Origin of the sequence: Methanothermobacter sp. EMTCatA1, from assembly GCF_002356395.1 — an archaeon.
Taxonomy (GTDB): Archaea; Methanobacteriota; Methanobacteria; order Methanobacteriales; family Methanothermobacteraceae; genus Methanothermobacter; species Methanothermobacter thermautotrophicus.
On sequence record NZ_AP018336.1, the window covers coordinates 1695001 to 1719979 of the forward strand.

28 protein-coding genes (1 of these 28 cut by a window edge) are annotated in these 24979 nt (G+C 47.9%); 19 read left to right on the forward strand and 9 right to left on the reverse strand.

The features are described from left to right. Both gntC and tca_RS09090 read right to left on the reverse strand, forming a co-directional pair. Positions 1–186 carry the start of a guanitoxin biosynthesis PLP-dependent (S)-gamma-hydroxy-L-arginine cyclodehydratase GntC gene (gene gntC, locus tca_RS09085; RefSeq protein WP_115892740.1) on the reverse strand. The gene continues 939 nt to the left of window position 1, outside the view, so the window shows 186 of its 1125 coding nt (coding positions 1–186); its start codon is at positions 184–186; its stop codon lies off the left edge, out of view. Between the two features lie 34 nt (positions 187–220). Then, positions 221–1777, reverse strand: coding sequence for a radical SAM protein (locus tca_RS09090; RefSeq protein ID WP_170130331.1), 1557 nt, complete (start codon positions 1775–1777; stop codon positions 221–223). A 141-nt stretch (positions 1778–1918) separates the two neighbouring features. Between tca_RS09090 and tca_RS09095 the strand changes: the two genes are divergently transcribed. The 4 genes from tca_RS09095 (at position 1919) to tca_RS09110 (ending at position 5271) form a co-directional block, all read left to right on the forward strand. Next, a complete protein-coding gene (locus tca_RS09095; RefSeq protein WP_048061166.1) occupies positions 1919–2413 on the forward strand; it encodes a phosphopantetheine adenylyltransferase in 495 nt (164 codons plus the stop codon). 99 nt (positions 2414–2512) lie between these two features. Next, positions 2513–3040 (forward strand): inosine/xanthosine triphosphatase, encoded by a 528-nt coding sequence (gene yjjX, locus tca_RS09100; RefSeq protein ID WP_269899385.1) that lies wholly within the window; start codon positions 2513–2515, stop codon positions 3038–3040. Between the two features lie 6 nt (positions 3041–3046). Further along, positions 3047–3256: a hypothetical protein gene (locus tca_RS09105; RefSeq protein ID WP_048061168.1), complete on the forward strand. Its 210-nt coding sequence runs from the start codon at positions 3047–3049 to the stop codon at positions 3254–3256. Continuing rightward, positions 3253–5271: a dolichyl-diphosphooligosaccharide--protein glycosyltransferase subunit STT3 gene (locus tca_RS09110; protein WP_286708895.1), complete on the forward strand. Its 2019-nt coding sequence runs from the start codon at positions 3253–3255 to the stop codon at positions 5269–5271. The genes tca_RS09105 and tca_RS09110 overlap by 4 nt, the downstream gene beginning before the upstream one ends. 19 nt (positions 5272–5290) lie before the next feature. Here the strand turns inward: tca_RS09110 and tca_RS09115 are convergent, their stop codons facing one another. After that, complete coding sequence (locus tca_RS09115; protein WP_083750464.1) at positions 5291–5464, reverse strand: class III signal peptide-containing protein; 174 nt, start codon at positions 5462–5464, stop codon at positions 5291–5293. Positions 5465–5476: 12 nt separating this feature from the next. After that, positions 5477–5662: a Flp family type IVb pilin gene (locus tca_RS09120; RefSeq protein WP_048061337.1), complete on the reverse strand. Its 186-nt coding sequence runs from the start codon at positions 5660–5662 to the stop codon at positions 5477–5479. 160 nt (positions 5663–5822) lie between these two features. Between tca_RS09120 and tca_RS09125 the strand changes: the two genes are divergently transcribed. Then, entirely contained in the window at positions 5823–6371 is a 549-nt protein-coding gene (locus tag tca_RS09125) for a hypothetical protein (protein ID WP_286708896.1), read from the forward strand. Between the two features lie 41 nt (positions 6372–6412). Here the strand turns inward: tca_RS09125 and tca_RS09130 are convergent, their stop codons facing one another. Further along, the gene (locus tca_RS09130) at positions 6413–6589 is read right to left on the reverse strand and encodes a class III signal peptide-containing protein (protein ID WP_245942906.1); all 177 of its coding nucleotides are present in this window, start codon (positions 6587–6589) and stop codon (positions 6413–6415) included. 148 nt (positions 6590–6737) lie between these two features. Between tca_RS09130 and tca_RS09135 the strand changes: the two genes are divergently transcribed. The 6 genes from tca_RS09135 to tca_RS09160 all read left to right on the forward strand — a co-directional run bounded on the left by tca_RS09135 (position 6738) and on the right by tca_RS09160 (position 12381). After that, positions 6738–8132 (forward strand): hypothetical protein, encoded by a 1395-nt coding sequence (locus tag tca_RS09135; RefSeq protein ID WP_286708897.1) that lies wholly within the window; start codon positions 6738–6740, stop codon positions 8130–8132. Beyond that, positions 8132–8824 (forward strand): metal-dependent hydrolase, encoded by a 693-nt coding sequence (locus tca_RS09140; protein WP_010877498.1) that lies wholly within the window; start codon positions 8132–8134, stop codon positions 8822–8824. The genes tca_RS09135 and tca_RS09140 overlap by 1 nt, the downstream gene beginning before the upstream one ends. A 23-nt stretch (positions 8825–8847) precedes the next feature. Next, the gene (locus tag tca_RS09145; protein WP_010877499.1) at positions 8848–9468 is read left to right on the forward strand and encodes an Era-like GTP-binding protein; all 621 of its coding nucleotides are present in this window, start codon (positions 8848–8850) and stop codon (positions 9466–9468) included. A 9-nt stretch (positions 9469–9477) separates the two neighbouring features. Next, entirely contained in the window at positions 9478–9846 is a 369-nt protein-coding gene (locus tca_RS09150) for a DUF2073 domain-containing protein (protein ID WP_010877500.1), read from the forward strand. Then, complete coding sequence (locus tag tca_RS09155; RefSeq protein ID WP_010877501.1) at positions 9830–10117, forward strand: Zn-ribbon domain-containing protein; 288 nt, start codon at positions 9830–9832, stop codon at positions 10115–10117. Before tca_RS09150 ends, tca_RS09155 begins: the two co-directional genes overlap by 17 nt. 137 nt (positions 10118–10254) lie before the next feature. Continuing rightward, positions 10255–12381 carry a dolichyl-diphosphooligosaccharide--protein glycosyltransferase subunit STT3 gene (locus tca_RS09160; RefSeq protein ID WP_286708898.1) on the forward strand — a complete coding sequence of 709 codons (2127 nt, stop codon included), beginning with the start codon at positions 10255–10257 and terminating at the stop codon, positions 12379–12381. A 145-nt stretch (positions 12382–12526) separates the two neighbouring features. On the opposite strand, the gene rqcH is transcribed toward tca_RS09160, so the two are convergent. Next, positions 12527–14485 (reverse strand): ribosome rescue protein RqcH, encoded by a 1959-nt coding sequence (rqcH, locus tag tca_RS09165; protein ID WP_286708899.1) that lies wholly within the window; start codon positions 14483–14485, stop codon positions 12527–12529. A gap of 199 nt (positions 14486–14684) precedes the next feature. Here rqcH and tca_RS09170 point away from each other — a divergent pair, with 199 nt between their 5' ends. Next, entirely contained in the window at positions 14685–14978 is a 294-nt protein-coding gene (locus tca_RS09170; RefSeq protein ID WP_286708900.1) for a hypothetical protein, read from the forward strand. 67 nt (positions 14979–15045) lie between these two features. On the opposite strand, the gene tca_RS09175 is transcribed toward tca_RS09170, so the two are convergent. Continuing rightward, positions 15046–16857, reverse strand: coding sequence for a DUF2070 family protein (locus tca_RS09175; RefSeq protein WP_286708901.1), 1812 nt, complete (start codon positions 16855–16857; stop codon positions 15046–15048). Positions 16858–17021: 164 nt separating this feature from the next. Here tca_RS09175 and tca_RS09180 point away from each other — a divergent pair, with 164 nt between their 5' ends. The 6 genes from tca_RS09180 to rtcA all read left to right on the forward strand — a co-directional run bounded on the left by tca_RS09180 (position 17022) and on the right by rtcA (position 21829). Next, positions 17022–17618, forward strand: a complete 597-nt coding sequence (locus tca_RS09180; protein ID WP_286708902.1) for a FumA C-terminus/TtdB family hydratase beta subunit — start codon at positions 17022–17024, stop codon at positions 17616–17618. Between the two features lie 68 nt (positions 17619–17686). After that, positions 17687–18466: a DUF6282 family protein gene (locus tca_RS09185; RefSeq protein ID WP_286708903.1), complete on the forward strand. Its 780-nt coding sequence runs from the start codon at positions 17687–17689 to the stop codon at positions 18464–18466. A gap of 213 nt (positions 18467–18679) precedes the next feature. Next, a complete protein-coding gene (locus tca_RS09190) occupies positions 18680–19006 on the forward strand; it encodes a hypothetical protein (RefSeq protein WP_286708904.1) in 327 nt (108 codons plus the stop codon). Between the two features lie 83 nt (positions 19007–19089). Further along, positions 19090–19611: a TIGR00288 family NYN domain-containing protein gene (locus tca_RS09195; protein ID WP_115892749.1), complete on the forward strand. Its 522-nt coding sequence runs from the start codon at positions 19090–19092 to the stop codon at positions 19609–19611. Between the two features lie 13 nt (positions 19612–19624). After that, complete coding sequence (locus tca_RS09200) at positions 19625–20758, forward strand: TIGR03576 family pyridoxal phosphate-dependent enzyme (protein WP_286708905.1); 1134 nt, start codon at positions 19625–19627, stop codon at positions 20756–20758. A 57-nt stretch (positions 20759–20815) separates the two neighbouring features. Continuing rightward, positions 20816–21829 carry an RNA 3'-terminal phosphate cyclase gene (rtcA, locus tag tca_RS09205; protein ID WP_115892751.1) on the forward strand — a complete coding sequence of 338 codons (1014 nt, stop codon included), beginning with the start codon at positions 20816–20818 and terminating at the stop codon, positions 21827–21829. Positions 21830–21884: 55 nt separating this feature from the next. Here rtcA and tca_RS09210 read toward each other — a convergent pair whose 3' ends face one another. Together tca_RS09210 and tca_RS09215 are read right to left on the reverse strand one after the other, a co-directional pair. After that, complete coding sequence (locus tag tca_RS09210) at positions 21885–22670, reverse strand: biotin--[acetyl-CoA-carboxylase] ligase (RefSeq protein WP_010877512.1); 786 nt, start codon at positions 22668–22670, stop codon at positions 21885–21887. Positions 22671–22674: 4 nt separating this feature from the next. Next, a complete protein-coding gene (locus tca_RS09215; protein WP_286708906.1) occupies positions 22675–24150 on the reverse strand; it encodes an acetyl-CoA carboxylase biotin carboxylase subunit in 1476 nt (491 codons plus the stop codon). A 195-nt stretch (positions 24151–24345) separates the two neighbouring features. Here tca_RS09215 and tca_RS09220 point away from each other — a divergent pair, with 195 nt between their 5' ends. Next, positions 24346–24969: an METTL5 family protein gene (locus tca_RS09220; RefSeq protein WP_286708907.1), complete on the forward strand. Its 624-nt coding sequence runs from the start codon at positions 24346–24348 to the stop codon at positions 24967–24969. The last annotated feature ends 10 nt before the right edge of the window (positions 24970–24979 follow it).

A 24979-nucleotide genomic window follows, 5' to 3' on the forward strand; every position in this document is an offset into this window, starting at 1 on the left:
GGAGGTGTAATGGGTCAGGCCCTCGTCAACAGCATCCTTAACAGCCTCCCTGACATGATCAGGGACACTGAAATCTGGTTCACCTATGCCAAGGTTTATTGTATCCTCGTCTGCAACCTCAAATATTTTCCTTATCTCAGAAAGCTGTATATCCTTTACACGGGAGGCAAATTTCCTCATGATCATCGCCTTTATTTATTTTGGATCTCAGAACATTCTCTCAATGCCTGAGTGAGGGGCAGCTATCCATGCAACCGTAGCAGCCTGATTCTTCACACCATGGTGTTAATCTGTCATCCTTCATCTTAATGTATTCTTCCATCAGGAAGTCCTCCCTCAGACCCACACTGATATTGTGCCAGGGCAACCTCGCACCAGGGTCTCTCGGTCCAGCATGAGCCTCCCATTCCCTTACCGGAACCCCTGATAGGGATGCCCTTTCTATGAGCTCCCCTATTTCAGGGCCACCCGTGGACAGGACATGCTGTATGAGACCACCCCGCGGACTTCCCATCCTTACAGGAAGCCCCCTGACCAGTCTGCCAAGGAACCTTATCCTCTGCTTCATCTCACGTGCATCATAGCCCTCCCACTGAAGGGGTGTATGTGGTTTCGGGATGAGCGGGTTTACACTGAAGCTCACCCGCCCCCTCCTGATCTCTGACAGATCCCTCATGAGCCGGGCCATTTCTTCAAGGTCCTCCTGGGTCTCGCCGGGCGCTCCTATCAGGAAGTACATCTTAACACGCAGCCCCATTTCAAGGGCCTTCCTGGTCTTCTCAAAGACCATGCTATCAGTGATGGGCTTGTTCAGTCTGTCTCTAAGCTTCATGGTTGATTCTGGTGCCATTGTTATTGTCTTAAGACCTCCCCTGATGAGGGCCTCCATGAGTTCAGGTGTAACAGATTCTATCCTCAGGGACGGCATGGAAACCATCAGGCCCATATCAACGAGTTCGTTGCAGAGTTCATCTATGCGGGAGTAGTCTGAGGCCGCTGCACCTATGAGGGACACCTTACTGTAACCTGTGGCCTCACAGCCCCTCTCTGAGATGTCAATGAGTTTCCTGAGGGATGTTTCACGCTTAGGCCGGTAGAGGTAACCTGACATGCAGAACCTGCAGCCCCTTGAACAGCCCCTTGAAACTCCCAGGAGGAACGACCTCCCCAGGGATGGTGTCAGGGACCTGTCATCTGTTACAGGGACTATCTGCCTTACAGGGTGACATGCCTCATCCATGTTCTCAACTATAACCCTCTCCGCAGGACTGTCAGGGACATACACGCCCCTTATATCCCTGAACTCATCTATCTCTCTCCGGGGGTCATCGAGTTCAAGGCACCTGTCCATAACCATGTCGAGGACGGGTTCTGCTTCACCTATTATGAAGAGGTCGATGAAATCTAAGAGGGGGAGGGGGTTGGAGGTGATGCAGGGGCCACCTGCTATAACCAGGGGACCTGTGCGTTCATATCTTCTGGGTTCCAGGCCACCATCCCTGAGCATGGCCGGGATCCTGAAGTAATCCTCCTCATAGTGGATGGTGAAGCTCACAACATCGAAGTCCCTGAGGGGGCTACCTGATTCAAAGCTGCGTCTGTGGGGGTGTATGATCCTTTCACACCAGGTGTCCTCCCTTGAGTTGAGAAAGTGGTAAATAATATGATAACCAAGTGATGACATGGCAGTGGAGTATGGGCTGGGGTAGCATGAGGCAACCCTCAAATCAACCCTTCTCGGGTTCTTGATGATGACATTGTATTCCCGGAGTTCCATGAGATTATATTTAGGTTCATGGCACTTAAACTGCTCCATGGGGCAATACCATGTGAGGTTGAAGGTTCATTAATCTCCGCTGTCTAGCATGATTTATAAATTCAGCTGATCTAACTGTTATTGACTTTTAAAGATGATACGATGAAGAGGAAGTATTCACTGGTTGCAGTTGGCGGCACCTTTGACAGGTTTCATAAGGGCCACAGGAGACTCCTTGATGAGGCATTCCGTGTTGGAGAGACTGTCATGATCGGCGTGACCTCCGATGAATTTGCAGCTGCAAAGGGAGAGGGTATTGAACCCTGCAGTGTCCGCATGAAGAACCTTGAGGAGTACCTGAGGGATAAGGATGCCGATTATCACGTAATGAGACTTGATGATCCCTATGGGACCACAGTAACAGATGAGGCCTTTGAAGCGATAGTTGTGAGCAGGGAGACAGAACCCGTTGCCCGTGAGATCAATGCAATAAGGAGGAATAGGGGGTTCAGGGAACTGGACATCATAACAATCGACATGGTGAATGCTGACGATGGAATACCAATATCCTCCACCAGGATAAGGAGGGGTGAGATAGACCCCATGGGCCACATAATAAAGAGGATACGTGGGGCCCTTAGAAGGAGAAGGGAGTGACCGGTCACGGTGAAGTTTTAGATGGGATGTTACTTTGTGTGGTATGATGACCTGGCTCATATTCAGGTAAAGGAGCAAATGGATTCGGTGGTGTTTTACATGAAGGTCAATGTTGGCTCAAGGAATCCCGTTAAGGTGAGGGCAACAGAGAACGTCCTCGGGTTGATATACGGTGACGTTGAGATCAGGGGTATTGAGGTCGAATCAGGGGTCCCTGATCAGCCAGTGGGCTTGGAGGAAACCGTCCGGGGGGCGGTGAACCGTGCCAGAAGAGCCTTCAGTGACTGTGAACTCAGTGTTGGTATCGAGTCAGGACTCCACAGGGTCCCTGAGACGATCACAGGCTTTGTTGATCTGCAGTGGTGCGCCATCTATGATGGTGAACACATAACCCTGGGCGTCAGCGCCGGCTTTGAGTACCCTCCCATGGTGGTTGAGGAGGTCCTCGCCGGAAGGGAGGTTGGTGATGTAATGGATGAACTCACGGGTGTGGATGAGCTGGGCAGGAAGAGGGGTGCGGTGAGTTTCCTTTCAGGAGGACTCCTTGACAGGACAGGTAACACAGAGCAGTGCGTTTTAATGGCCATGATACCCCGTATGAATCCGTCTCTCTATGGTCTGAAATAGGTGGTGTTGGAACTGTACATGGATGAGAGGCTGAAGATTTTTATTCTGATGCTCCTGATATTCTTCAATGGCATCATGAGGGCTGATAAATTTGCAGTGGTACTTGGCATGTACCATGAGGAATCTATCTTTTTTGAGGACACTGAACATACAGGAAGATGGCAGGAAGATATACAGTATGGATCTGTAACTGTCTGGGGGGTTAGATTATTTTGAGGCAGTATATGCGGACATTCCTGCTGGTTGCAGTGATCTTTGTCTTTGGGTTTTCCATAAGGATGCTCAACGCAGGATATGATGACCCTCTTTACACTGATGATGATGGACTCCAGTACTTTCAGGAGAGTGATTCATACTATAACTACAGGCTCACAGAGAATCTGGCGATTAGGGGAATCCCTGGGGACGCTGTGATTGGAGGTAAAATCTGGGATCTGCATTCCTATTATCCGCCAGGGGTGCCTCTGGATTATCCTGCAGGAATCCCCCTCCTCGCCGTCATCCTGCATGCTATCACAGGTGTCATTGCACCGGTGAGCCTCAGGGCTGTCTGTCTGATCATGCCAGCTCTGCTGGCTCCACTTGCAGGTGTGATATGCTTTTTCACTGTAAAAAGGTTTCAGGGGGACATTCCTGCATTCATAGCAGGTTTGCTTCTGGTATCCGCACCATTTTATCTCGTAAAAACTGTCTATGGATTATACGATACCGATATGCTCATCCTTACGTTGTCTATGGTGGTATTGTTCCTTTTCATCGAAGCTGATGCCAGGGAGGTGAACAGGGTTCCTCTATCAGCCACTGGCGGCTTTGTCCTCTTTTTGTTTTCCATCACATGGAGCGGATGGCAGGTGATGTTCTATGTGACGCTGGTAACATTCATCATTTTAATCCTGACTTCAGGGTCCAGGAAACCCCTAAGGAATATTCTGGAAACATTCCTACCGGCCTTCATGGTTCTGTTTATCCTTTTAACCCTCTTCAACCATCTTGAACTAATTAAACTGATCATGACTCCATTGCATATACATGATTTAGTGGATAAATCCATCTGGTACCCGTGGCCGGATTCATATACAACTGTTGCCGAGCTTCAGCCAGCATACATGGATAAGGTTCTGGGGCACATCTCACCAGCACTCACTGTACTGGGAGCTGCTGGAATACCTGCATATTATATGCTTTACCGGAGAAAGGGGTCAGCGGGCCTTCCGGTAATCTTTATATCAGTCTGGATCGCTACAGGTGCACTGATGCTTCTCGAGGGTATCAGGTTTGTAATGATACTCATAGCACCCCTCTCAGTATCTGCGGGGATCTTCACAGGGATTCTTTTGGACTGCTCACGTAAATTCAGGTTCCGATGGATTAAAGGGGTTTTATTTATTCTTATTATCTTTACAGTATCCGCACAGCTTGCAATATCCGGTAACATGGTCGCAGATTTAAAGCCGGGTTACAATGATTATTTTGAGGAATCTGCCCACTGGATAGCTGAAAACACTCCCAGTGATGCAGTTATAATAACTGAATGGAGTTATGGCCACTTCTATGCGTCTGAAGCTGACAGACCAGTCGTCTATGATGGGCGCCTAGCCTATATTGAGACATTACCCGCCAGGGGAGTGTGGTATGGATCATCAATGGATCCAGAGATACCAACAACGGCGAGGGACTACTGGATAAACCTTTCCCTCTCATCTGAGAACAGAACCCTCTCTTTAAACATACTGAGGATGCTGGCAAATTCTGGGGATGATGCCTACATCCTCCTTAAAAATCAAACCGGCAGTGAGGTCCTGGCATACAGGATAATGAATGAGATCCTTGGACTGAATAGGGAGAGTGCCATGGACGTCCTTATGCACAAGTATGGGTTTTCAGAGTCAGAGGCCCTGCGGATACTGAACATGACACATCCCATGACTTCAAGGAAAATCGTTGTGGTGGTCCCTGAAAAGATGATAGGTTTGATAGCCTCTAAAGGGGATTCAGGTGATATGCCGGCAGGGACTTACTCATTGATCCGGCTTAAGGATGATGTGATTGAAGAGGAAATAATCAATTCTTCTGGAAACGTTACAGTTCTTGAAACAACCGATGGCTCATACAGGATTAATAGAAAATACAGGAATTCTCTGCTTTTAGAACTCATCATGGGGGTTAACGATGAGAACTTCTCGCTTGTCTACAGAAATCAGCAGATAAAGGTTTACATTATAAACAGCTAAGAAAAATTAACTAAAAAATTTAGAGTTTGTTAATCGTGGTGTCACGGGCTGTGTTGATTACTTCGCTTATGTTTCCCGCTATGGAGCCGGAAATGTTGAAAATGTAGGAGCCTACGGCTATAACTATTACCAGGAGGGCTCCTACGATTAATATCATTTCAGCGCTTATCTGTGCCTCTTCCTCGATTAACAATTTAATCTACTCTTAGATATTTACGTTGGTATTTACGTTGGTCCTTACTTCGTTTATGTCCTCAGATGCGTTGAGGTTTGATTTGCTGAAGTATGCCCTGTAGATCAGTAGTGCGACTATTGCGATTACTATTACACCACCGAAGAGCAGTATGTATTCAGCTGCACCCTGTCCTGCTTCATCTTTTAAGAACTTCATATTTACACCTCCATCAATATTCACCAGTTCTGGCTTGCTACATAATATGTGTCTATCCACTTATAAATTTAGCGGATAACACTCCAGGTTATACTCCTCTGTTCACATCAATATCAACATATTTAAAGGGTTTTGTTCATAATATCACAAAGGTGATGTGATGCCACGGAAGTACAACATCGACAGGGTGATACTCGAAGTTCTGCAGGAGGGGGACCTCAGCAGGGTTGAACTGGGGGAGCGGATAAGATCTGAAATTGGTTTTGCTGTCACTGATAAAACAATAAATGAGGCCATATTCAAGCTGCTCAAGGCCAGCAGGATAACAGTCACTGGCTACGACCTTGGCGTATACGATGGTGTTGAGAGGGTTCAGTCCCTGAAACCTGATGGAATAGTATTTGGTCTTGTTCAGAGGGATCCAGTTGAGATGAACCTCCTTATAAGGAAACTTGAATCTGAGAATCTTCATGAATCAGAATCAGCCCTTAACAAACTCAAAAAGATATTCATGACAAAAACAGGGGAGCTGGGAGTTGATGCTGAGGGCATATTCAGCACGATAGTGAATGAGATACTATCCCTGGACCAGGATCAGAAAAGGATCATAACCCAGAAACTCGCCTATGCCCTGAGTGATGAGGATGATGCCCCTGAACAGCTGAGGCACCTCATAACATACTTTGAAATAAGGGCAGGGAACTTTTAATTACTCGTTTATAGTTCAACCTTTAATTACTCGTTTATAGTTCAACCTGTTTTCACGTTCTCCCGCACACTGTCGAGGTCACCCGCCACATTAAGGGGATTCGTTGTTTTCAGGTACTGACTGTAAATCAGCAGAGTTGCTATCGCAATCACAATAACACCACCAAACAGAAGTATATACTCAGCGGCTCCCTGGCCGCATTCATCCAAAACTATCATCAATGAAATCCACCCCATATGATTTATGAATTACCTATGGAAAGCCGATTATATAAAAGTTCACTTTAAAAAACCTTTTATAAATGAAGGCAGAAATAGATAACTGGACTTGTAATTACTAGTTACTCTTGGGAGCGGGAGGCATTAAATGATATATTTGATTATCACAATCGCTGGAATCGTCATGATATTTGCTGGCCTTTACTTCATGTCCCTTGGTTTTGCAACACCCCCTGATATATTCATGTTCTTCCTGGGACTCATTCTCTTTGTACCCGGCCTCATAATAACCCTTCTATTCGCTGGAAAGGTTGATCTAAAATCATTAAAAGCGGAATCTGAGTCTAAAAAAGACAAAAAGAGGATAAAAAAAGCTAGAGCTCCTGTTAAGGCTGAAGGCCCCGGAAAACCCCAGAGGCCCCGCCGGGTCCCTGGAATAGTTAAGGGCGAAGAAAAAACTGAAACTCCGGAACAAGTCAAATCCATGGGAAAGGTAACCACGAGGAAACCCGGGCCAGTGAAACCTGTAAGAACTGAAACATCTGAAGATGAAATAAGATCACGGGCTATTAAACCCAGCAGGGTCACAGAGGCACCTGATGAAAGTTTGGGGGCTGAAGGATCAGAACCATCCGCAGCTTCCATGATCAAACCTTCAGAACCCTCTAAGGAAATCCTGGGCGGTGAATTGCCAGAAAAACCTGAAAAGGTGCCCTCCCCTGAAACTCATGGGAAGGCTGAGAAACCTCCCCGAAAGCCAGCTCCCATAAGGCCCATGAGACCCGCTCCAAAGAAGGAGGTCCCGGAAGAGAAGGCTCCCCCATCCAGTGAAGAGCCTAAAAGGAAGTTTATCAGGTTACCGAAGATTAGAAGGACCAGGAAACCCGAGGAAACCAAAAAGCCACCAGCGGTAAAGCCGGTGAGGAAAAAAACTTCAGCACCTCCAAAGACAGCTCCTTCCCGGAAACCAGCAGACAACAGCTACGTTACAGAGAGGCTCCAGAGACTCAAACAGGAGTACATTGAAAACGTTGATGACGTCGAAGATCTCCTTGAGGATCGCCTTGACTCATTCAAGGGGGCAATAAACAGAATAAGGGCCGAAACACGTGAGCCAAGTATAATATGGTCATTTGATGCTTCAGACGTTCAGGACGCCATGAGGGAGACAATTACGGCAGCAGAGGAAAGAGTTGTACTCATGTATCCATGGATACGGAATATAGATGTCTCTGTTCTCAAGAAGTTCATGGATACCGAGAGCCGCCTCATAATACAGGAGGCCAGCCTGGATGATGAGGCCTCGGTGGAGCTAATAAAGGTCCTGATGGATAACAACGTCCAGATAAGAACAATGCCACATATACACACAGTTGCAGCGGTTGCAGATGATAAAAATGGTCTTATAATATCAACGGATCCCATATATGAAAGCTTTGAGGTTGGTGTCATCTACAAGGATAAAAAATCGATCTCTGAGATCAAAAAACTCTTTGAGGAGGCATGGGAACTTTCCAATGAAATCAATCTGGAGGGAGTTTAATGAGAATTCAGTGGTTTGGACATTCAGCATTTGAGATAACATCCTCTGATACAAGGATACTTCTGGATCCCTTCATAAGTAACAACCCTGTCTGCAGCACAGCAGTTGAGGAGTTCGAACCAGACGTGATATGCGTCACCCATGGACACGCAGACCATCTCGGCGATGCAATGGAGATCGCTGAGAGGACAGGCGCACTCCTGATAGCGAACCATGAACTATCTGTTTTTTTCTCAAGGCAGGGCCTTGAAAGTACCGGGATGAACATCGGTGGAAAAATTTCCATTGATGGTATAGGGATAAGGATGGTTGATGCAAAGCATTCATCAGATATAGACTTTACAGAGGAGGTGACATCTGGAGGCAGTGCCTGTGGCTTTATAATTGAGACCCGTGAGGGTAAGGTGTATCATGCCGGTGATACCGGTCTTTTTGCAGATATGAGGGATGTTATAGGTGAGATTTACAGGCCTGATATTGCACTCTTACCGATAGGCGACAGATACACCATGGGGCCTGAGGATGCAGCAGTGGCAGCCGGCTGGATAAAACCTGAAAAGGTTCTCCCGATGCACTACAATACGTTTCCCGTCATTGAACAGAACCCCGAAATATTTGCTGAACTTGTTGAAAGGACATCCCCCGGTACAGAGGTCGTCATCCTCGATGTCGGAGGATTCTATGAATACTGATTAATCAAGGAAAGAGTGATAGGATGGCAAATTTTTTCACAAACTTCCTGGATAAACTGCTTGGAAGGAACAAGAAACTTAAGATTGGACTCTATGGTCACCCAAATTCAGGTAAAACAACCCTGGCCAACAGAATGTGTGAGGACTGGCTTGGAAAACCACTGGGTTTAACATCAGAGATACCCCACGAGACAAGGACTGTTTACAAGAAGGAGAAGGTAACCATAAAAAAGGATGGCGCCGAACTTGACTTTGATATCATCGACACCCCGGGGATAGCCACCAAGGTTGACTACAAGAACTTCCTGGAGTTTGGATTATCAGAACCCGAGGCCAAGGAAAGGGCAAAGGAGGCCACAAAGGGCATAATCGAGGCCATAAAATGGCTGGACGATGTCACAGGGGTTCTACTTGTAATGGACTCATCACAGGATCCCCTGACACAGGCGAACATAACCATAATAGGGAACCTGGAGGCAAGGAAGATACCCTTCCTGATAGTTGCCAATAAGATAGACCTTCCTGATTCCTCACCTGAGAGGATCGTATCGGTCTTTCCCCAGCACACAGTCGTCCCCATATCCGCACTGCACGGTGAGAAAACAGAGGACCTTTACATGGAAATGGTTAAAAAATTCAGATGAGGAGTTAAAATGGATGGCTTAAAAATGGATTTCCTTTCATCAAAGGCTCTTGAAGATAAAAGCAGCATGGAAAAGATCTCAATGATCATAGACCGTGTAAAGGATGGGGACATACTGGTACTTGAGGGCAGCCTCTCTCCATCAGAGGAGGCAGAACTCATAGAGACGACCATGAGGGAGATCGACGTTGAGAACTTTGTCGGTATAGACATATACACACTTGAAAAGGATGAGAAGGCATTCATGGGTCTTTCAAAGAGGAGGACGGTGGGGCTCACCATAATAGGGCCTGCCAATGTTATGAAGACGGTCAAGAGGAAGTCCAACTTCCTTTCAATGATTGCCGAGATCGGTGATTCCGGTGCATCAGTGCATTAAGTGTGGTGCCAGGTTCAGCTCCTCAGAGGAGCTCATGAATGGCTGTCCGAAGTGCGGAAGCAGGTACTTCAGGTATGTGGCTGAGAGGAAAGATCCCGAACCCAGAGGGGAGCCCATTGAGACCATAATGGTTAAAAAGAATGGAATATATGAGGTTAACCTCACATCACTCCTTGAGGATGACTCGATAATTGTCTCAGATGAGGAGGGTAAGTACTTCATTGATCTGAACTTCCTGCTTAAAAAGAATCTTAAGAGGAAGGTTAAGTAGTATTAAGCTGCTCCTGAATTAACAAACTATCAGCATTCTGTAGAGGGAGGCCCCCCAAAGAATCTAAAAAGAACTAGTCGGTATCTAAGTGATTTCATAGAATTCTCAGCTGGAAGGTTCATCATAGGGTGAATAGTTTGGATAAACTAAAAACATTTATTATTATCTTGATAATCTTTTCTATTGGTTTCTTTTCAAGGATCGAGACAGCAGAACTCAAAGGCATGAACACTGCAGATAGGGCTTACTTCACTGATGAAAACGGCCTACCCTACATGTACGAACCTGACTCCTACTATAACTACCGTCTTGCCGCCAACATATTAGACCATGGACACCAGGGGGATAAAATAATAAACGGCACCCCATGGGACCTCCACAGTAATTATCCTCCAGGTAATAGAGCGGATTACCCTCCGTTAATATTATGGATTTCCTTGTTATTTCACAATTTTATTAATCTTTTCATACCTTTCAGCCTCATTGAGACCTGTTTCTGGCTGCCTGCAATCATAGGGCCATTAGCGGGGATTGTCATGTTCTTCCTGGTTAGGAGGTATGCTGGTGACCTTCCAGGTCTTTTAAGCGGCGTATTATTAGTTTTGGCCCCAGTCTACTTCTCAAGGACTGTGCCAGGGTTCTTTGATACTGACATGTTTAATATCATCTTCCCCCTACTTGTCATTTTCTTTCTTTTAAAGGCTACCGAAACGAAAAAGAACTATATGTTTCCACTTCTTTTATCATCTTTCTCACTTGCCTTCCTTTCACTTTCATGGAATGGTTGGGCATACATTTTCTACATAATAATAATATCGAGCATATTGTATATGACATTATGCAAGCTTAAAGGAAAGGCAGTGATGGGCTTTTCCAGGAAAATTGCAGTTTTTGTTATAATTTCATTGCTTATTATAGGATTAGCTGGACGCTTAGGGTATGCTTTAATTTTTCCAACTTTTTTCAAATTCACATTTAAATCATTAACTGCTGGTGGTTGGCCAGGAATCTTCGAATCAATATCTGAATTAAGTGCTCCAACCTTTGATGAATTTTTATCATTGCCTGGGCCGTTAAATATGGGTATTGGCTTATTCGGGTTCGTGATCATTGGGAGTATCATGTTAAGGGATGAAATCAAGAGGGTTCATCTTCCAGATTTTAGCTGGTATCCTTTCATCTTAATTGGCATATGGCTTATAATAGGTGTTACAGCGTATTCTTTAAGCACACGTTTTGCCTTGTTAGCTATACCGCCCCTTATAATATTTCTTGGATTACTTATGGGAGTTATGGGTTCCTATCTTAAAGGTTCACCATCCATGCGATTACGTAGATCCGGGAACGTTTTCATATTATCTCTGGTGGTAATGTTATCCACAATTTCATTTATACAGGCATACGAGATACAATTTGTGCCCATTGTCGACGATGATTTTGTAGCAGCCTCCTATTGGATCAAAAACGAAACTTCTATGGATACCGTCGTAATTACAGAATGGGGTTATGGACATCCGCTTGCAACATTTTCACAAAGGCCGGTACTCATGGATGGTGGGATGAACCCAAGCACTCCCAGAAGTTATTGGGTTTATCATGCATTCGCAACTAATAACGAGAGCTTATCTATTGGCATCTTTAGCATGCTATCCACGAGTGGTAACAGGGCTATAGAACTACTCAACAACAGAACCAGGAATACAAGCCTGACAGTAACCATACTTGATGATATACTTGGCGTTAGCAGGATAGATGCAGAAAAAACACTTCAAGAAAAGTATGGGATGGATCCAGCGTTCACTAGGGAGCTTCTCTTATATACCCACCCGACCAATAAACCGTTCATAATATTGACAAAGGATGACATGATAAAATGGGGGCACTGGTACCTCTATTATGGCTTCTGGGACTTTAACAAGTCCAGGGGCTATGATTACATTTATTCTGTAGGTTCATCAAATGATACTGGCCAGATAAGATACTACTCCAATGATGTTAAATTTGACCTGACCAGCGGGGGCTCATGGGAGAACAGGAAACCATACACCACTATAATAAAATATAGAAACTTTAAGAGGGTAATAGCGGGTGACGGTAAAAGCGATTTCTCAATAATAGTGCTCCTGGACAAAAACCAGGCCATCGTAGTAGATAAAGGATTCAGGGATTCGCTCTTTGTAAAACTTGTAATCCTTAAAGAAGAAACAGAACATATTAAACCAATATACAAGAATAATTCCACCATAATCTGGACGGTGAGGTGAAACTACGTAGTACTTACATTCTCTAAGTGCTGTGATTTACTTTAACTAACACAGTTTTCTGCTATTTAGTTAGCAGAATACACATTCTTTCTTTTATCTGGAAGTTCATTCCTTTTTGGTATTTTTGTATAATATCTCACTAATTTCAGTCATCCTCAACTATATCTCCCTTCCCGGGTGGAAGATTCCTTATGAAGTCCTCGAGGGGGAATAGATTTTCATCATCGACCCTTGACTTTATGGCCTTTGCAAGGGCCTCCTTTTTGGTGTAACCTGGCTTCACGGTAACAAACTTTTCTGTCATCCTTTTAACGGCAGAGGGAGGACCGCTCATGACCCTCTCACCCTCATAGTCAACCACCCCGATGGCTATCTTGAGGGGAACACCCCTCAGATAGTTCCTGGACCCCCTTATGATGAAGGCACCACGTGCAACGAACTCTCCGGACCTGGGTGTCTTTGAGACCTGCTCAGGGTGGACCCAGTAGACGTCCAGTGATGTGAATCCGCGGGTCCAGGCACTTGAGAATGAAGCCGCGAAAACTGCGGCCTCCTGTATGGTTGTCTCAGGGACATCCCTCCCCTCAGTCTTTATAACAACGGATGGGGCTCCGTGGATGTCTGAGTGGAGGTATATATCCCGGGGTTCCATATGTTTTTTCACAACCATCTCATTGGTGCCGGCGTCTCTGCCACCGATCACCAGGAAGCCATCAGAGGATACGAACCAGCGGAACTTCTCAAACCAGCGCAGTTTTCTTTTAACTCTCCTCCTGGGAACCATGATGTTCCTGAGGGCATCATCCCTCTTTTTCTCAATCCTTTCAATTTCCTTCTCGGTCTTCTCAATGGCGGTCATAACACCCTTTATCTTTCTCTTGGCCTTCTTGGCCTTCTCATAGTACACCTCTGCATTCTCGGGGACTCCAAGCTTTGAATCAATCCTTACTGGCTCACCATCAAGGAGTATTGTTATGTTTCCCATCCTGTCGATTTCGGTGATGTTACTGGCCTCTGGAAGACCCCTTTTACGTGCGTCAGCTATTATATTTTTGATTTCATCCCATGAGTATTTTTCACGGGCTCTCCTTATGGTGGCAAGCACTTCCTCCACCAGGGAATAGTTCGCATAGAGGAGGTCACCCCTCCTTGTTGAGACCTCTATGGTTTTTTTGAATTTTTCAAGGGTCTCCCTCTGAATCCGGAGCCTCTTCCTGAACCTATCAACTTCCCTTTCCCACTCCTCCTCATGGGCCCTCCTTATCTCCTCCCTGAAGATGGAGCTGAAGAACTCGTCTGCAGCGTCATTGAAGCTTTCAAAGTATCTTCTCTCCCTTCCACTGTATACCCTGAGTTCGATGGGGAGGACGTCTTCACCATCTCCTATGATGTGGGGCTTCAGATCAAGTTCCCTGAGGGGTTTGAAGGTCTCATATATTGCAGCATCAATTTTCCTTATATCATCAGGGGTGAGATTGCTGCATGGAGTGTTCTTGTCAAGGCCCGCCCTGAGGACTATCTCCTCGGCATAGAGGCCCCCGAACCCGTTCCTTGCAAGTGTCCTTATGAGGTCAGCCCCGGAGTTCATCAGTATGTCTTCAAGTTCTGAGGGGTCGTGATCCAGGGGGTTGATACCCCTTGATGGTGGGTACTCATAGATTTCACGGGACGCTATCCTCCGGTCACTCCAGGTCTTCCTTTTGAGGGGGAGTATTATCTCCCTCTCCTGGTTCAGGAGTATTATGTTGCCCTTTGCAAAGAGTTCAACCATGAGGGTGTACTCCTGATCCTTCTCAACGGTTATCTCGACTATCCTGTCGAAGCCGTGCTGTCTGACCTCCCTCACCACGCCTCCCTTGAGGTGCTTTCTGAGTAGCATGGGGAATGATGGGGGGACCTTGGGGTTCTGTGGGGGGTAGTTTGTCCGGTGGATTCTCACACCGGCCTGCATGACCACGTCAACCCTCCCTTCACCTGGCACATGGAACCTTATGATCACGGTATCCTTCAGGGGCTGGTAGGCCTTATCGACCCTGGCACCCCTCAGCACCTCATTCAGTTCACTGGTAACTGCGAAAACATCAACGTTTGACATTGTCTTCATATACAACACCTCATGGGAAAAGGAGTGGTCTGTAAAACATCAGCTCTGCATTCCTCTATATCTCCAGTGGTTTAAGTATGTTCACATTTCCCCTCTTGAAGATCTTCAATCTGTTTAAGTATATTAACCATGGACCAATAATATCATCTGTATGGTTTGATTTAAACCGGATACAGAATAATTATCTGGAGGTTTTGAAATGGATATTGAGGCTAAAATGACAGCTATCCACGTTCCTGCAGGTATAGTGGCTGCAGTAGTGTCATTCTATCTTTCTAATGGTTCAATAGCGGTTTTTGGGAAAAATCAGGCCCTAGGGACCTTCGCGGGTCTTGTGATACTTCTCATTGTTGGAAATATTGCTGAAAGGCTATTCGGGAAGGATGAAGTCGGAGGATTTAAGGGGTGGCTCTGGAGCGGTATAGTCCCCTTTTTCTTCATATGGTTTGTTGTATGGGCCATACTCATCACCTCAACAACAATAACCCCATAAATGCATCCTGAAGGCTAAAGGTGAGAAATTTTAGAACTCCAGTTCAGTGACAGTAACCGCTCACCTCTTAAGCCCAGAATACCCAGGCAAATACGAATATAATTGCGAGAACGAATATGAGGGGTGCTATCAGCCGGCTGACTGCAACAATTGAGCTTATGGTTGATACGAGTTCAGTGGAGTTGGTGGGTCCAAGGGTGTGGAGCCCCTTTATTCTAACGACCCTGCAACCGGCACTGACCTCTTCAAGGTCGTCCAGGGCCTCTGAAACCGCCATGACGATCTCATTTTTGATTTCATCTCTTTTTTGTTTACCCACAGGGTTGTGACCCCCTGAGAGGGTGTTTACAAAGTGGGTGTCGGTTGTCATGACCTCTGCCTCATGCACATCCAGCTTCATGATCTCCTCTCTGATTTCATCCCTGAAACCCATCACCATGTTGTTTGAGTCAAGGAGGACGTAGGCTGTTCTCTGGTCCCCGGCTTCAACCACCATGGCCATGATTCCACTCTCACCCACACCATCCTCCTTTGAGAACTTACCTGTCCTCCGGGCGCATCCGACCCGCAGCCTGTGGTAATCTGATGGACATTCAACCAGTTCAACGGCATCAAGGAGGTCAAACATTTCAGGGTTACCTGCAAGTATCCGGCCTGTTTCCCCCTGGAAGGAGTTATGGCAGTCCACCACCACCACGTTTTCTGAGCCGCATTTACTCCTTGCAAGGTTCATCATTGAGAGCCCAACACTGAATTCTATATCATCAAAGCCCTCTGGGGCCAGTGTTGCAAGCATGAGCATATCCTCTCCAAAGAACTGTACACCGATACTGGCACTGTTTCTTGTGTAGCGCCTGAACTCACTGGCGGTTTCATGGTATTCCATATCATCCAGGGCCTCCCTCACAGCAGCCTCCACCTTTTCAAGTTCCTTAACCGATACCGGGTTGAAGTCATGGGTTGAGGGGCCGTGGGCAACCATGGTGAATTCACTGAATCTGCCTGAGAGTATGGTGGGCATGTTAGCCCCGCCAATTGTACCTATGGGGCCGGGGTGCACTGAGGGGCTTATCAGGATGGCCTTCACATCGGTGCCCCTTCTGAAGGCCACAACCCCTGCGAGGGTATCAACTGGTTCCCCTATCTCACTGAATATGTTCTCAAGTTCAGGGGAGTCCTCGGTTATATGGGAGAGAAAGAGGCTGAGAAATTCCAGTGACCCCACACCAAGGTTTCTTCGCATTGGAGACTCAACCACCATGACGAAGGAGTAGATGGCGAGTATCAGTATGACTGAGGCCACCAGCATCTTCAGGAAGAATCCTATGACACTGAAGTAACCAACGTTGGTTGTGAGGCTCAGAACCGCGACAACCACGTTCATGCTCACAATCAGGAGGGGCTGGACAGATGATATCAGCGTGGAACTGGTGAAACTTATGTTTGAGGTTCCCCAGATCACCAGAAGACGGAATCCGAATATAACTGCAGAGGCAATTATTATTGAGTCCAGTATGAGGTCACTTTTCAGGATGGATGACGCCAGGCATCCCCCCAGGTAGATAATTGAGAAGATGAGCATTGAGAAGAATGCAAGGAACATGGACTGCTTCATCTTCATCTTCCTGCCGCCCAGTGAATTGACCCAGGGCTGGGTGATTGCACCTGCCATGATGGATGTGAATCCAAGGACAAGGACTCCGTTTGCACCTCCATACAGGATGTCATGGAGGTTGCTTGACCCAGGGACCAGGTCTATGAGAAACCCGATGGCACCCACAATGAAACTGATGAATATCATTGAGAGGAGGGATATCTCGGTTTCAGGGAGTGTCATGATGTACTTTGAAAGGTCAGTCACATTCTTCGTACTTGACATGTTCTACCTCATACTGATCTCTCTGGCAATCAGCCAGGCTAATACTGGAGAAAGATATTTAAAAATCTGATCCCTATTAAATTTATTCGATGGCACGAACTCATGATTCGGTGTCCTGGTGCACGGTGCACAGCCTTATCTACTGAGGGCAGGAGATGTTTTTCATGGAGATTAAACTTGAAACACCACTTTCTGAGGAGGTAACTGAACTCCGTGTGGGTGACGTGGTCTACATAAGTGGGAGGATATTCACAGCCCGTGACAGGGCCCATAAGAGGATCCTTGAGAGGGGAGCTCCCTTTGATATTGAGGGTTCTGTGATATTCCATGCGGGACCGATAATAAGGTTCGAGGGGGAACCTGACACCACAGCTGAATCCATCAGGGACCCCCAGGCAGAACTTGTTGTTGTGGGACCCACAACCAGCGGCAGGATGAACCCCTTCCAGCCGGAGGTCCTGGGTCTTGGCGTGAGGGCAGTTATAGGCAAGGGGGGGATGGATGATCGAACAGGATCCGCCCTTAGAAGGTACGGGGCAGTTTACCTTGCCGCTGTCGGGGGCTGCGCAGCCCTCTATGGCTCAGCTGTGAAGGGTATAAGGGCGGTTCACTGGCTTGACCTGGGGGTGCCTGAGGCGATCTGGGAGCTCGAGGTGGAGGAATTCGGACCCCTCATAGTTGCCATGGACTCCACTGGGCGCAGCCTTTATAATACAGAGGAGGCCAGCCATGACCTTGAGGTCCAGAAACTCCTCGATTAGTAGCGGAATCATGGCCCATCCACTGATCATCCTCAGAGGCATCTTATGTGGAAGAGGCAGGTGGATTGATGTTTGACTTCAGCCTCTCAGAGGGCATTGAACTTTCCGGTCTCGTGGACACCCATGTGCACACGGCCCCTGATGTGAAGGAGAGGATAATGAACGACCTGGAACTTGCATACGCTGCACTTGATGAGGGCATGGAGGCCGTTGTGATAAAGAGCCACACTGAACCCACCGCTGGAAGGGCTAGACTCGCATCGGAGGTCACTGGCATGAGGGTTATTGGAGGGGTTACCCTCAACACTCCAGTGGGTGGTCTCAACCCCGATGCTGTGGAGGCCGCAGCTTTAATGGGTGGAAAATTTGTCTGGCTACCCACGACATCCGCGGGCCGGGCTGGAGGTGACCTCGATGCTGTACTCTCAGCCGTCGCCGAGCATGAGATGGTCCTTGGTACAGGTCACCTTAAACCAGATGAGATATTCAGCGTAATTGACCTCGCAGCCGAGCACGGGGTCAGGAGGATCATCATAAACCATCCCCTCACCGGAGTTGTCGGGGCCACCCCCGAGGAGCAGAGGGAGATGTCAAGGAGGGCCTATCTTGAGCACTGCCTTGTGGCCTGCATGCCACGCCATGACGGCCTTGACTTTGAATCAATAGCCGGGGCTGTAAGGTATGTTGGGGTGCGAAGGTGCATACTGGCAACTGACTTTGGCCAGGGCCACAACCCATCACCCATTCTGGGGATGAAACATTTCATATACCTCATGAGGCAGCATGGATTCAGTGACCGGGACCTGAGGATAATGTGCCGGGAGAACCCCCTCAGGCTCATATCATAACTATTCCGTTTAGGTGAGGGGGTCTGTGTGATCTTCCTTCAGACTCATATCATAGCTCTCCTTTAATGAGCCAGAGGGATCGGGCTGTAAATAATGTGATTCACGGACTGCTGCCACAGTCAGAGCCATGAATCCAGAACATGCAAAATTATATATTGGGAATTGGATCAAGGGTGAACAACTTGTTCTTCAGATAACTGTGCGAGTGATATAATGTCTGCTGAGAAGATAGATAGGGAACTTAAGAAGAGGATAAATCAATTTAAAAAACTTCTAAAGAATGAAGAGGAACGTGAGAGCTTCTATAACAGTATATGTGGCTCTGAAATTCTCGTAAGGATCGAAATATTTCTGCCATCAGCTAACCCTGAAAGGTACTATGATGGACTCTTCCTTTACCTCAACGATGAGGGCAAAATCGTAAGTGCAGAGTACTACTACAATGAGGGGGGTGAGGGGGCCATCACGAAGCTTGAGGGAGACTCCCTGGAGGTTGTTAGGGATCTCTTTGAGGATGAACTCTCACTGGAAATAGAGTGAAGAATTCTACTTTTAAGAAAATTTATTTATAATAACTTCAATAATTATTATGATTAAATTTTTTAACTGGAGGATTCAATACCATGCGAAGTTTTGAGAAACTAACTTCCCTCAAGGAATACATTCCCATCAAGAAGAAGGAGGGTGGGGAAAAAAATATAGGCCTCCTCGTTGATGGTCCGAACATGCTCAGAAAGGAATTCAGCCTTAACCTGGATCTTGTAAGGCAGATAATGTCAGAATATGGTAATATGCGTGTTGGAAAGGTCCTTCTCAACCAGTACGCATCAGATAAACTCATAGAGGCAATTGTTAACCAGGGCTTTACACCAATTGTTGTGGCAGGGGACACCGATGTTTACATGGCTGTTGAGGCCATGGAACTGATATACAACCCTAATATTGATATAATAGCCCTCATGACACGTGACGCTGATTTTCTACCAATAATAAACAAGGCAAAGGAGAACGGGAAGGACACCATCGTGATAGGTGCAGAACCAGGCTTCAGTGCCGCACTCCAGAATTCCGCAGACCACGCCATAATACTCAAACCAGAGAACAGCAGGCCAAGGAAAAAAAGGGCTACTCCGGAAGAAGACTGAAACAGGTGAATCCATGCTTGAAGACCCCGTCAATGAGGTTAAACGCAGAGAACACGCCCTCCGAATTATAGGGGAGAAGATGAAGAAGCATGGCAGGGATGGAATCTATGACCTCACAGGCCTTTCAGGAGGTTTCCCCCTTGAAGAAGAGGACCTGGACCTCATTGAGACCTATGTTGGTCCTGCCATATTTGAGGAGAAACTTCAGGAAGCTGGAAGAGAGCACATGGGAGGGGAGATGATTGCAGCATTCAACAGGACAAGTAGCGCCATCCTTGCAGCTGTACTGGCACTCACAGAACCCGGCTCCACAGTTTTTCACTACCTCCCTGAGCTACCATCACACCCATCAGTCCCGGGAAGCACTGAACTGGCATCTGCTGGCTACCAGGAAACAGAGGACTTCACAGAGAAGCCCCCGGTCGATACGAGCCTTGTAGTTGTAACCGGGTCAACAATGGATCACAGGGTTGTTGAGGAATCTGATCTTGTCAGAGTCATTGAAATGGCCCATGATGCCGGTATCCCGGTCCTCGTGGATGATGCATCCGGTGCGAGGTTGAGGACGGTCCTCTACGGCCAGAGGAGGGCCTGTGACCTGGGTGCAGACCTTGCAGTTACAAGCACGGATAAACTGATGCACGGCCCCAGGGGTGGGCTGATGGCAGGAAGGGCAGACCTTATTGAGAAGGTTAAGTCAAAGGCCTACCAGTTTGGACTTGAGGCCCAGCCCCCACTTGTCGCTGCAATGGTCCGGGCCCTTGAGAAATTCGAGCCATCAGAAATCAGGGATGCCATTAAAAGGAAGGAGGAGTTCCTCAGGGACTTCAGGGGACCCGAGGTTGAGGAGACACCCACGGGTTTCATTATAAAGTCATCATCACTTAAGGGCCTCCAGGGTTCAGGATATGGTGGGGATGAAATTTCAACAGCCCTATCAATGATACTCCTATCAGAGCACGGGATAGTGACAATACCGGCTGTTGGAATGCCCGGAGCATCAAAGACCCTTAGATTTGATCTGGCGGCCCGGGACGCCGGAAGGATTGAAATCTCATTCCTCAGAGAGGCAATCTACGATGCAATAAAGCTGGTTTCAGGGTTCATCAATGATGATGAGAAAATGCGCAGACTGATTCTTGGATGATCAGGCTCTGAACAGCACACAATGAGCTGCTTTTAAGTGTGACAGGGAGGTATCTGAGTGATAGTTATCGATGGATCAGAGGGTGAGGGTGGAGGAGCTGTTGTGAGGGTCTCCACTGCACTCGCGGCGGTGACCTCCAGGAGTGTAAGGGTATACAATATCAGGGCCAGGAGGCCGAGGAGTGGATTATCACACCAGCACCTCACAGCAGTGAGGGCCGTTGCCAGGATAAGCAACGGGACACTGAGGGGTGATGAGCTCGGGTCAATGGAACTTGAATTCTCCCCCGGCAGGGTGACTGGCGGGACATTTAACTTCGATGTTAAAACGGCCGGAAGCACGGGTCTGGTCCTGCAGGCCATCATGGTCGCTGCTGCAGCCTCCGAAGGTGAAATTGATGTAACGGTCTCAGGGGGAACCGATGTCCTGTGGGCACCAACCTGTGACTACCTGAGGGAGGTAACGATCCCGGTCCTGGAGATGATGGGGTACAGTGCCAGGATTGAAATCATCAGGAGGGGTTATTACCCTGAGGGTGGGGGCAGGGTTCATGCAATCATTGAACCATCTGAACTCAGACCCATCACCCTTGAGGAGTCAGAGATCCATGCTGTGAGGGGCATATCCCATTCCAGGAACCTTCCGGTTCACGTGGCAGAGAGACAGGCTGAATCAGCCATGAAGATCCTCCGGGGGGCAGGTCTCGATGTTGATATAATGGTCGAGGATGCATCAGGTCCGGTGGGGAGGGGTTCAGGCATAACACTCTGGGCTGAGGGTAACACACGGCTCGGAGCAGTATCCCTTGGAAAACCGGGTAAGAGGGCTGAAAAAGTCGGTTCAGAGGCTGCAAGGGAACTTTTAGGCTTCATAGAATCAGGGAGCCCCCTCGATAGATACATGGGCGACCAGATAATCCCCTACATGGCCCTCACTGGAGATTCGAGGGTTAGAACCTGTGAGCTCACACTCCACGCCGAGACCAACATACTCCTTTCAGAAAAAATAACCGGTAGAAGGTTCCGGGTTGAGGGTGAACGTGGAGGCCCGGCAACCATAGAGGCCCTTTAATTTTTTTATCTGACAGTAAAAACAAATTTAAGGAACAGACCCTCAAAGGGTCAGATTATCTGTGTATACACTCCCCTGAGATGACCTTGCGCAGTGTGCCGTCATCAAGTTCGAGGATGAGTGCACCCTCACTGTTTATACCAACAGCATCTCCATGGACGATCTCACCCAGCTGTTTTCTTATCTCAACACGTCTCCCGATTGTCTTTGAGAGTTTCCTCCATTCCGTCAGGATTTCATCCATCTTCCCATCCTTGAAGGAGTTATATGTCTCCTCGAAGTTCCTCAGAAATCTTGCTATGAGTTCACTGGACTTTATGTCCCTTTTCAGTTCATTTTTAATCGAGGTTGCCCCCTCCCTGAGGTCATCAGGGAAGTGGCTGATATCAACGTTGGTGTCTATCCCAACACCGACAACCACGTACTCAAGGGTGTTGAACCTGGCATGGGCCTCTGTGAGTATCCCGCACACCTTTTTATCCCCTATAAGTATGTCGTTGGGCCATTTTATTCCAACGTCGAGGCCGCATTCATCCCTGAGGGTTCTGGCCACTGCAACGCCGGCCACGAGTGTTAGGAGGGGTGCCCTTGATGGGTGCACTTCGGGTCTCAGGATGATCGACATCCATATCCCTCCCTGGGGGGATATCCAGGGTTTACCCCTTCTTCCCCTCCCACGGGACTGGGTCTTTGCAATGACGACGGTGCCCTCAGTGGCGCCATCCTCAGCCATCCTCTTTGCGACGTTGTTTGTTGAGTCTACCTCATCAAAGCATTTTATTTCATGGCCTATGTATTCTGTATCCACCTCAACCTCACATGGGTCATAATCTTCAACCATACCATCACCCCCTCCTTGAATGCATGTAGGTACCTATCGCCGCTGATATGGCGGCAACCTTCTTTGATGGGAGAAATGTTGACTGGAGACGTTCAACCATCTCCTGGTCCTCCTTAACGATCTTCCGCATCTCGGCGTCTATACCCCTTCTGTATTCGTCAACGAAGTGTGTATGGAGTTCGCCTCGCCTGAATGCCTCGTTCCTCATTATGGCCTTGTGGAAGGGTATGGTGGTTTTAACCCCCAGTATTATGTACTCACTGAGGGCCCTCTTCATCCGGTTTATGGCCTCCTGGCGGTCCATACCCCACACTATGAGTTTTGATATCATGGAATCATAGAATGGGGGTATCTCATAGTTCATGTAAACGCCGCTGTCAACCCTCACACCTATACCCCCGGGGGATCTGTAACCTGTGATCTTACCGGGGTTTGGCGCGAAATCTTCAAGGGGGTTCTCTGCGTTTATACGGCACTCGATGGCATGCCCCCTGATGTTTATATCCTTCTGGGTGAAGCGAAGTTCCTCTCCGGAGGCGACCCTTATCTGTTCCTTGACAAGGTCGACTCCTGTGATAACCTCTGTTATGGGGTGTTCCACCTGTATCCTGGTGTTCATCTCAAGGAAGTAGAAGTCCCCGTTGGAGTAAAGGAACTCAACTGTACCTGCGTTTTCATAGCCTATATATTCAGCGGCCTTAACTGCAGCGGATCCCATCCTCTCCCTGAGTTCCGGTGTCATTATGGGGGACGGTGCCTCCTCTATCAGTTTCTGGTGCCTCCTCTGTATCGAGCACTCCCTGTCTGCAAGGTGTATCACGTTGCCTGATTCATCTGCCATGACCTGGAATTCGATGTGCCGTGGCCTTTCAAGGTACTTCTCGATGTACACGGTGGGGTCCCCGAAGGCTGATGCAGCCACCGACTGGGTGGACTCCATGGCCCTTATGAGTTCATCCTCCTCGTAGACAGCCCGCATCCCGATCCCGCCCCCGCCTGCAGATGCCTTTATAATGACTGGGTAACCTATGGAATCAGCTATCCTGGCGGCTTCATCAGGGTCACTGACGCCCTGATCGGTACCTGGTATCACGGGTACACCTGCCTTCTTCATGAGCTTCTTTGAGGTTATCTTATCCCCCATGGCCTCTATAACTGAGCCCTTGGGGCCTATGAGTTTGATTCCCTGTTTTTCACATTCCTCTCCGAGGCGGGGGTTCTCTGCGAGGAAACCGTAGCCCGGGTGGATGGCTTCGGCACCTGCCTTCTCGGCCACCTCCAGTATCCTGTCGATCCTGAGGTAGCTCTGTGATGGGGCTGGTTTTCCTATCTCGTATGCCTCATCGGCGTATCTTGTGAAGAGGGCGTTTTTGTCTGCTTCAGAGTAAACAGCCACGCTCTTTATTCCAAGCTCCCTGCAGGCACGCATAACTCTTATTGCTATTTCACCACGGTTTGCAACAAGGATTTTACTGAACATCTAACTGCACCTTGAAGTTTTAACAGATATATAGTATATTGAATGAACCTCTTTTTAAGCATACCACTCGAGTTACAGTAACTGCCATGTGGATGACATGGGGACTTACAGTAACTGGATTTGCAGTGATAGGTAGATAGGAGAGATAAGGAGGTATCTCAGGATATGGATGAGCCTGAGATGCTGCGAGGTAACATGATAAGGAGAAAGAGACATCTTGAGATGCTGCTTGAGAAGGTTCCAGCCCACCCGGACCCTGACCCGGGCCTTGAACAGTACCTCACCCCTCCAGGGATCGCTGCAGATGTCCTCTGGGCAGCCAGGGCCATGGGTGATATAGAGGGAAAGACGGTGGCTGATCTTGGGTGCGGTACAGGTATCCTGGGTATTGGAGCAGCCCTGCTGGGCGCAGAGATGGTCTACTGCATTGACATTGATTCAGGTGCCCTTGAGGCCGGACGTTCTGCTGCCGGGGAACTGGGTCTTGGTAACATCCGGTTCATGGAGGCGGACATCCGCCACCATGATGCCTTACCAGGGATGGTTGACACGGTGGTTCAGAATCCCCCATTCGGTTCCCAGGAGAGGGCAGAGAGGGGTGCTGACAGGGTCTTCATGGATGCAGCGGCAGCCACTGGCCGGACTGTTTACTCCTTCCACATGGCTGGTTCCGAGGACTTTGTCAGGAACTACTACCGGAAGCTTGGGGGTACCGTCACCCACAGATTCAGGGTTGAGTTCCCTATACCCCGGACCTACAGCTTCCACAGGATGGAGGTTGCCTCCGTAGGGGTGGTCATCCTGAGGGTTGTGTTCTGATCTTCTCTGG

Coding starts and splice junctions, on each gene's coding strand:
- tca_RS09220 (WP_286708907.1), top strand. CDS start 24,346: ATGATAAGGAGAAAGAGACATCTTGAGATGCTGCTTGAGAAGGTTCCA.
- rqcH (WP_286708899.1), bottom strand. CDS start 14,485: ATGAAGACAATGTCAAACGTTGATGTTTTCGCAGTTACCAGTGAACTG.
- tca_RS09180 (WP_286708902.1), top strand. CDS start 17,022: ATGGAGATTAAACTTGAAACACCACTTTCTGAGGAGGTAACTGAACTC.
- tca_RS09150 (WP_010877500.1), top strand. CDS start 9,478: ATGGATGGCTTAAAAATGGATTTCCTTTCATCAAAGGCTCTTGAAGAT.
- yjjX (WP_269899385.1), top strand. CDS start 2,513: ATGAAGGTCAATGTTGGCTCAAGGAATCCCGTTAAGGTGAGGGCAACA.
- tca_RS09170 (WP_286708900.1), top strand. CDS start 14,685: ATGGATATTGAGGCTAAAATGACAGCTATCCACGTTCCTGCAGGTATA.
- tca_RS09125 (WP_286708896.1), top strand. CDS start 5,823: ATGCCACGGAAGTACAACATCGACAGGGTGATACTCGAAGTTCTGCAG.
- tca_RS09145 (WP_010877499.1), top strand. CDS start 8,848: ATGGCAAATTTTTTCACAAACTTCCTGGATAAACTGCTTGGAAGGAAC.
- tca_RS09135 (WP_286708897.1), top strand. CDS start 6,738: ATGATATATTTGATTATCACAATCGCTGGAATCGTCATGATATTTGCT.
- tca_RS09200 (WP_286708905.1), top strand. CDS start 19,625: ATGCTTGAAGACCCCGTCAATGAGGTTAAACGCAGAGAACACGCCCTC.
- tca_RS09210 (WP_010877512.1), bottom strand. CDS start 22,670: ATGGTTGAAGATTATGACCCATGTGAGGTTGAGGTGGATACAGAATAC.
- tca_RS09130 (WP_245942906.1), bottom strand. CDS start 6,589: ATGATAGTTTTGGATGAATGCGGCCAGGGAGCCGCTGAGTATATACTT.
- tca_RS09195 (WP_115892749.1), top strand. CDS start 19,090: ATGCGAAGTTTTGAGAAACTAACTTCCCTCAAGGAATACATTCCCATC.
- tca_RS09175 (WP_286708901.1), bottom strand. CDS start 16,857: ATGTCAAGTACGAAGAATGTGACTGACCTTTCAAAGTACATCATGACA.
- tca_RS09120 (WP_048061337.1), bottom strand. CDS start 5,662: ATGAAGTTCTTAAAAGATGAAGCAGGACAGGGTGCAGCTGAATACATA.
- tca_RS09140 (WP_010877498.1), top strand. CDS start 8,132: ATGAGAATTCAGTGGTTTGGACATTCAGCATTTGAGATAACATCCTCT.
- tca_RS09215 (WP_286708906.1), bottom strand. CDS start 24,150: ATGTTCAGTAAAATCCTTGTTGCAAACCGTGGTGAAATAGCAATAAGA.
- tca_RS09095 (WP_048061166.1), top strand. CDS start 1,919: ATGAAGAGGAAGTATTCACTGGTTGCAGTTGGCGGCACCTTTGACAGG.
- tca_RS09090 (WP_170130331.1), bottom strand. CDS start 1,777: ATGGAACTCCGGGAATACAATGTCATCATCAAGAACCCGAGAAGGGTT.
- tca_RS09185 (WP_286708903.1), top strand. CDS start 17,687: ATGTTTGACTTCAGCCTCTCAGAGGGCATTGAACTTTCCGGTCTCGTG.
- tca_RS09190 (WP_286708904.1), top strand. CDS start 18,680: ATGTCTGCTGAGAAGATAGATAGGGAACTTAAGAAGAGGATAAATCAA.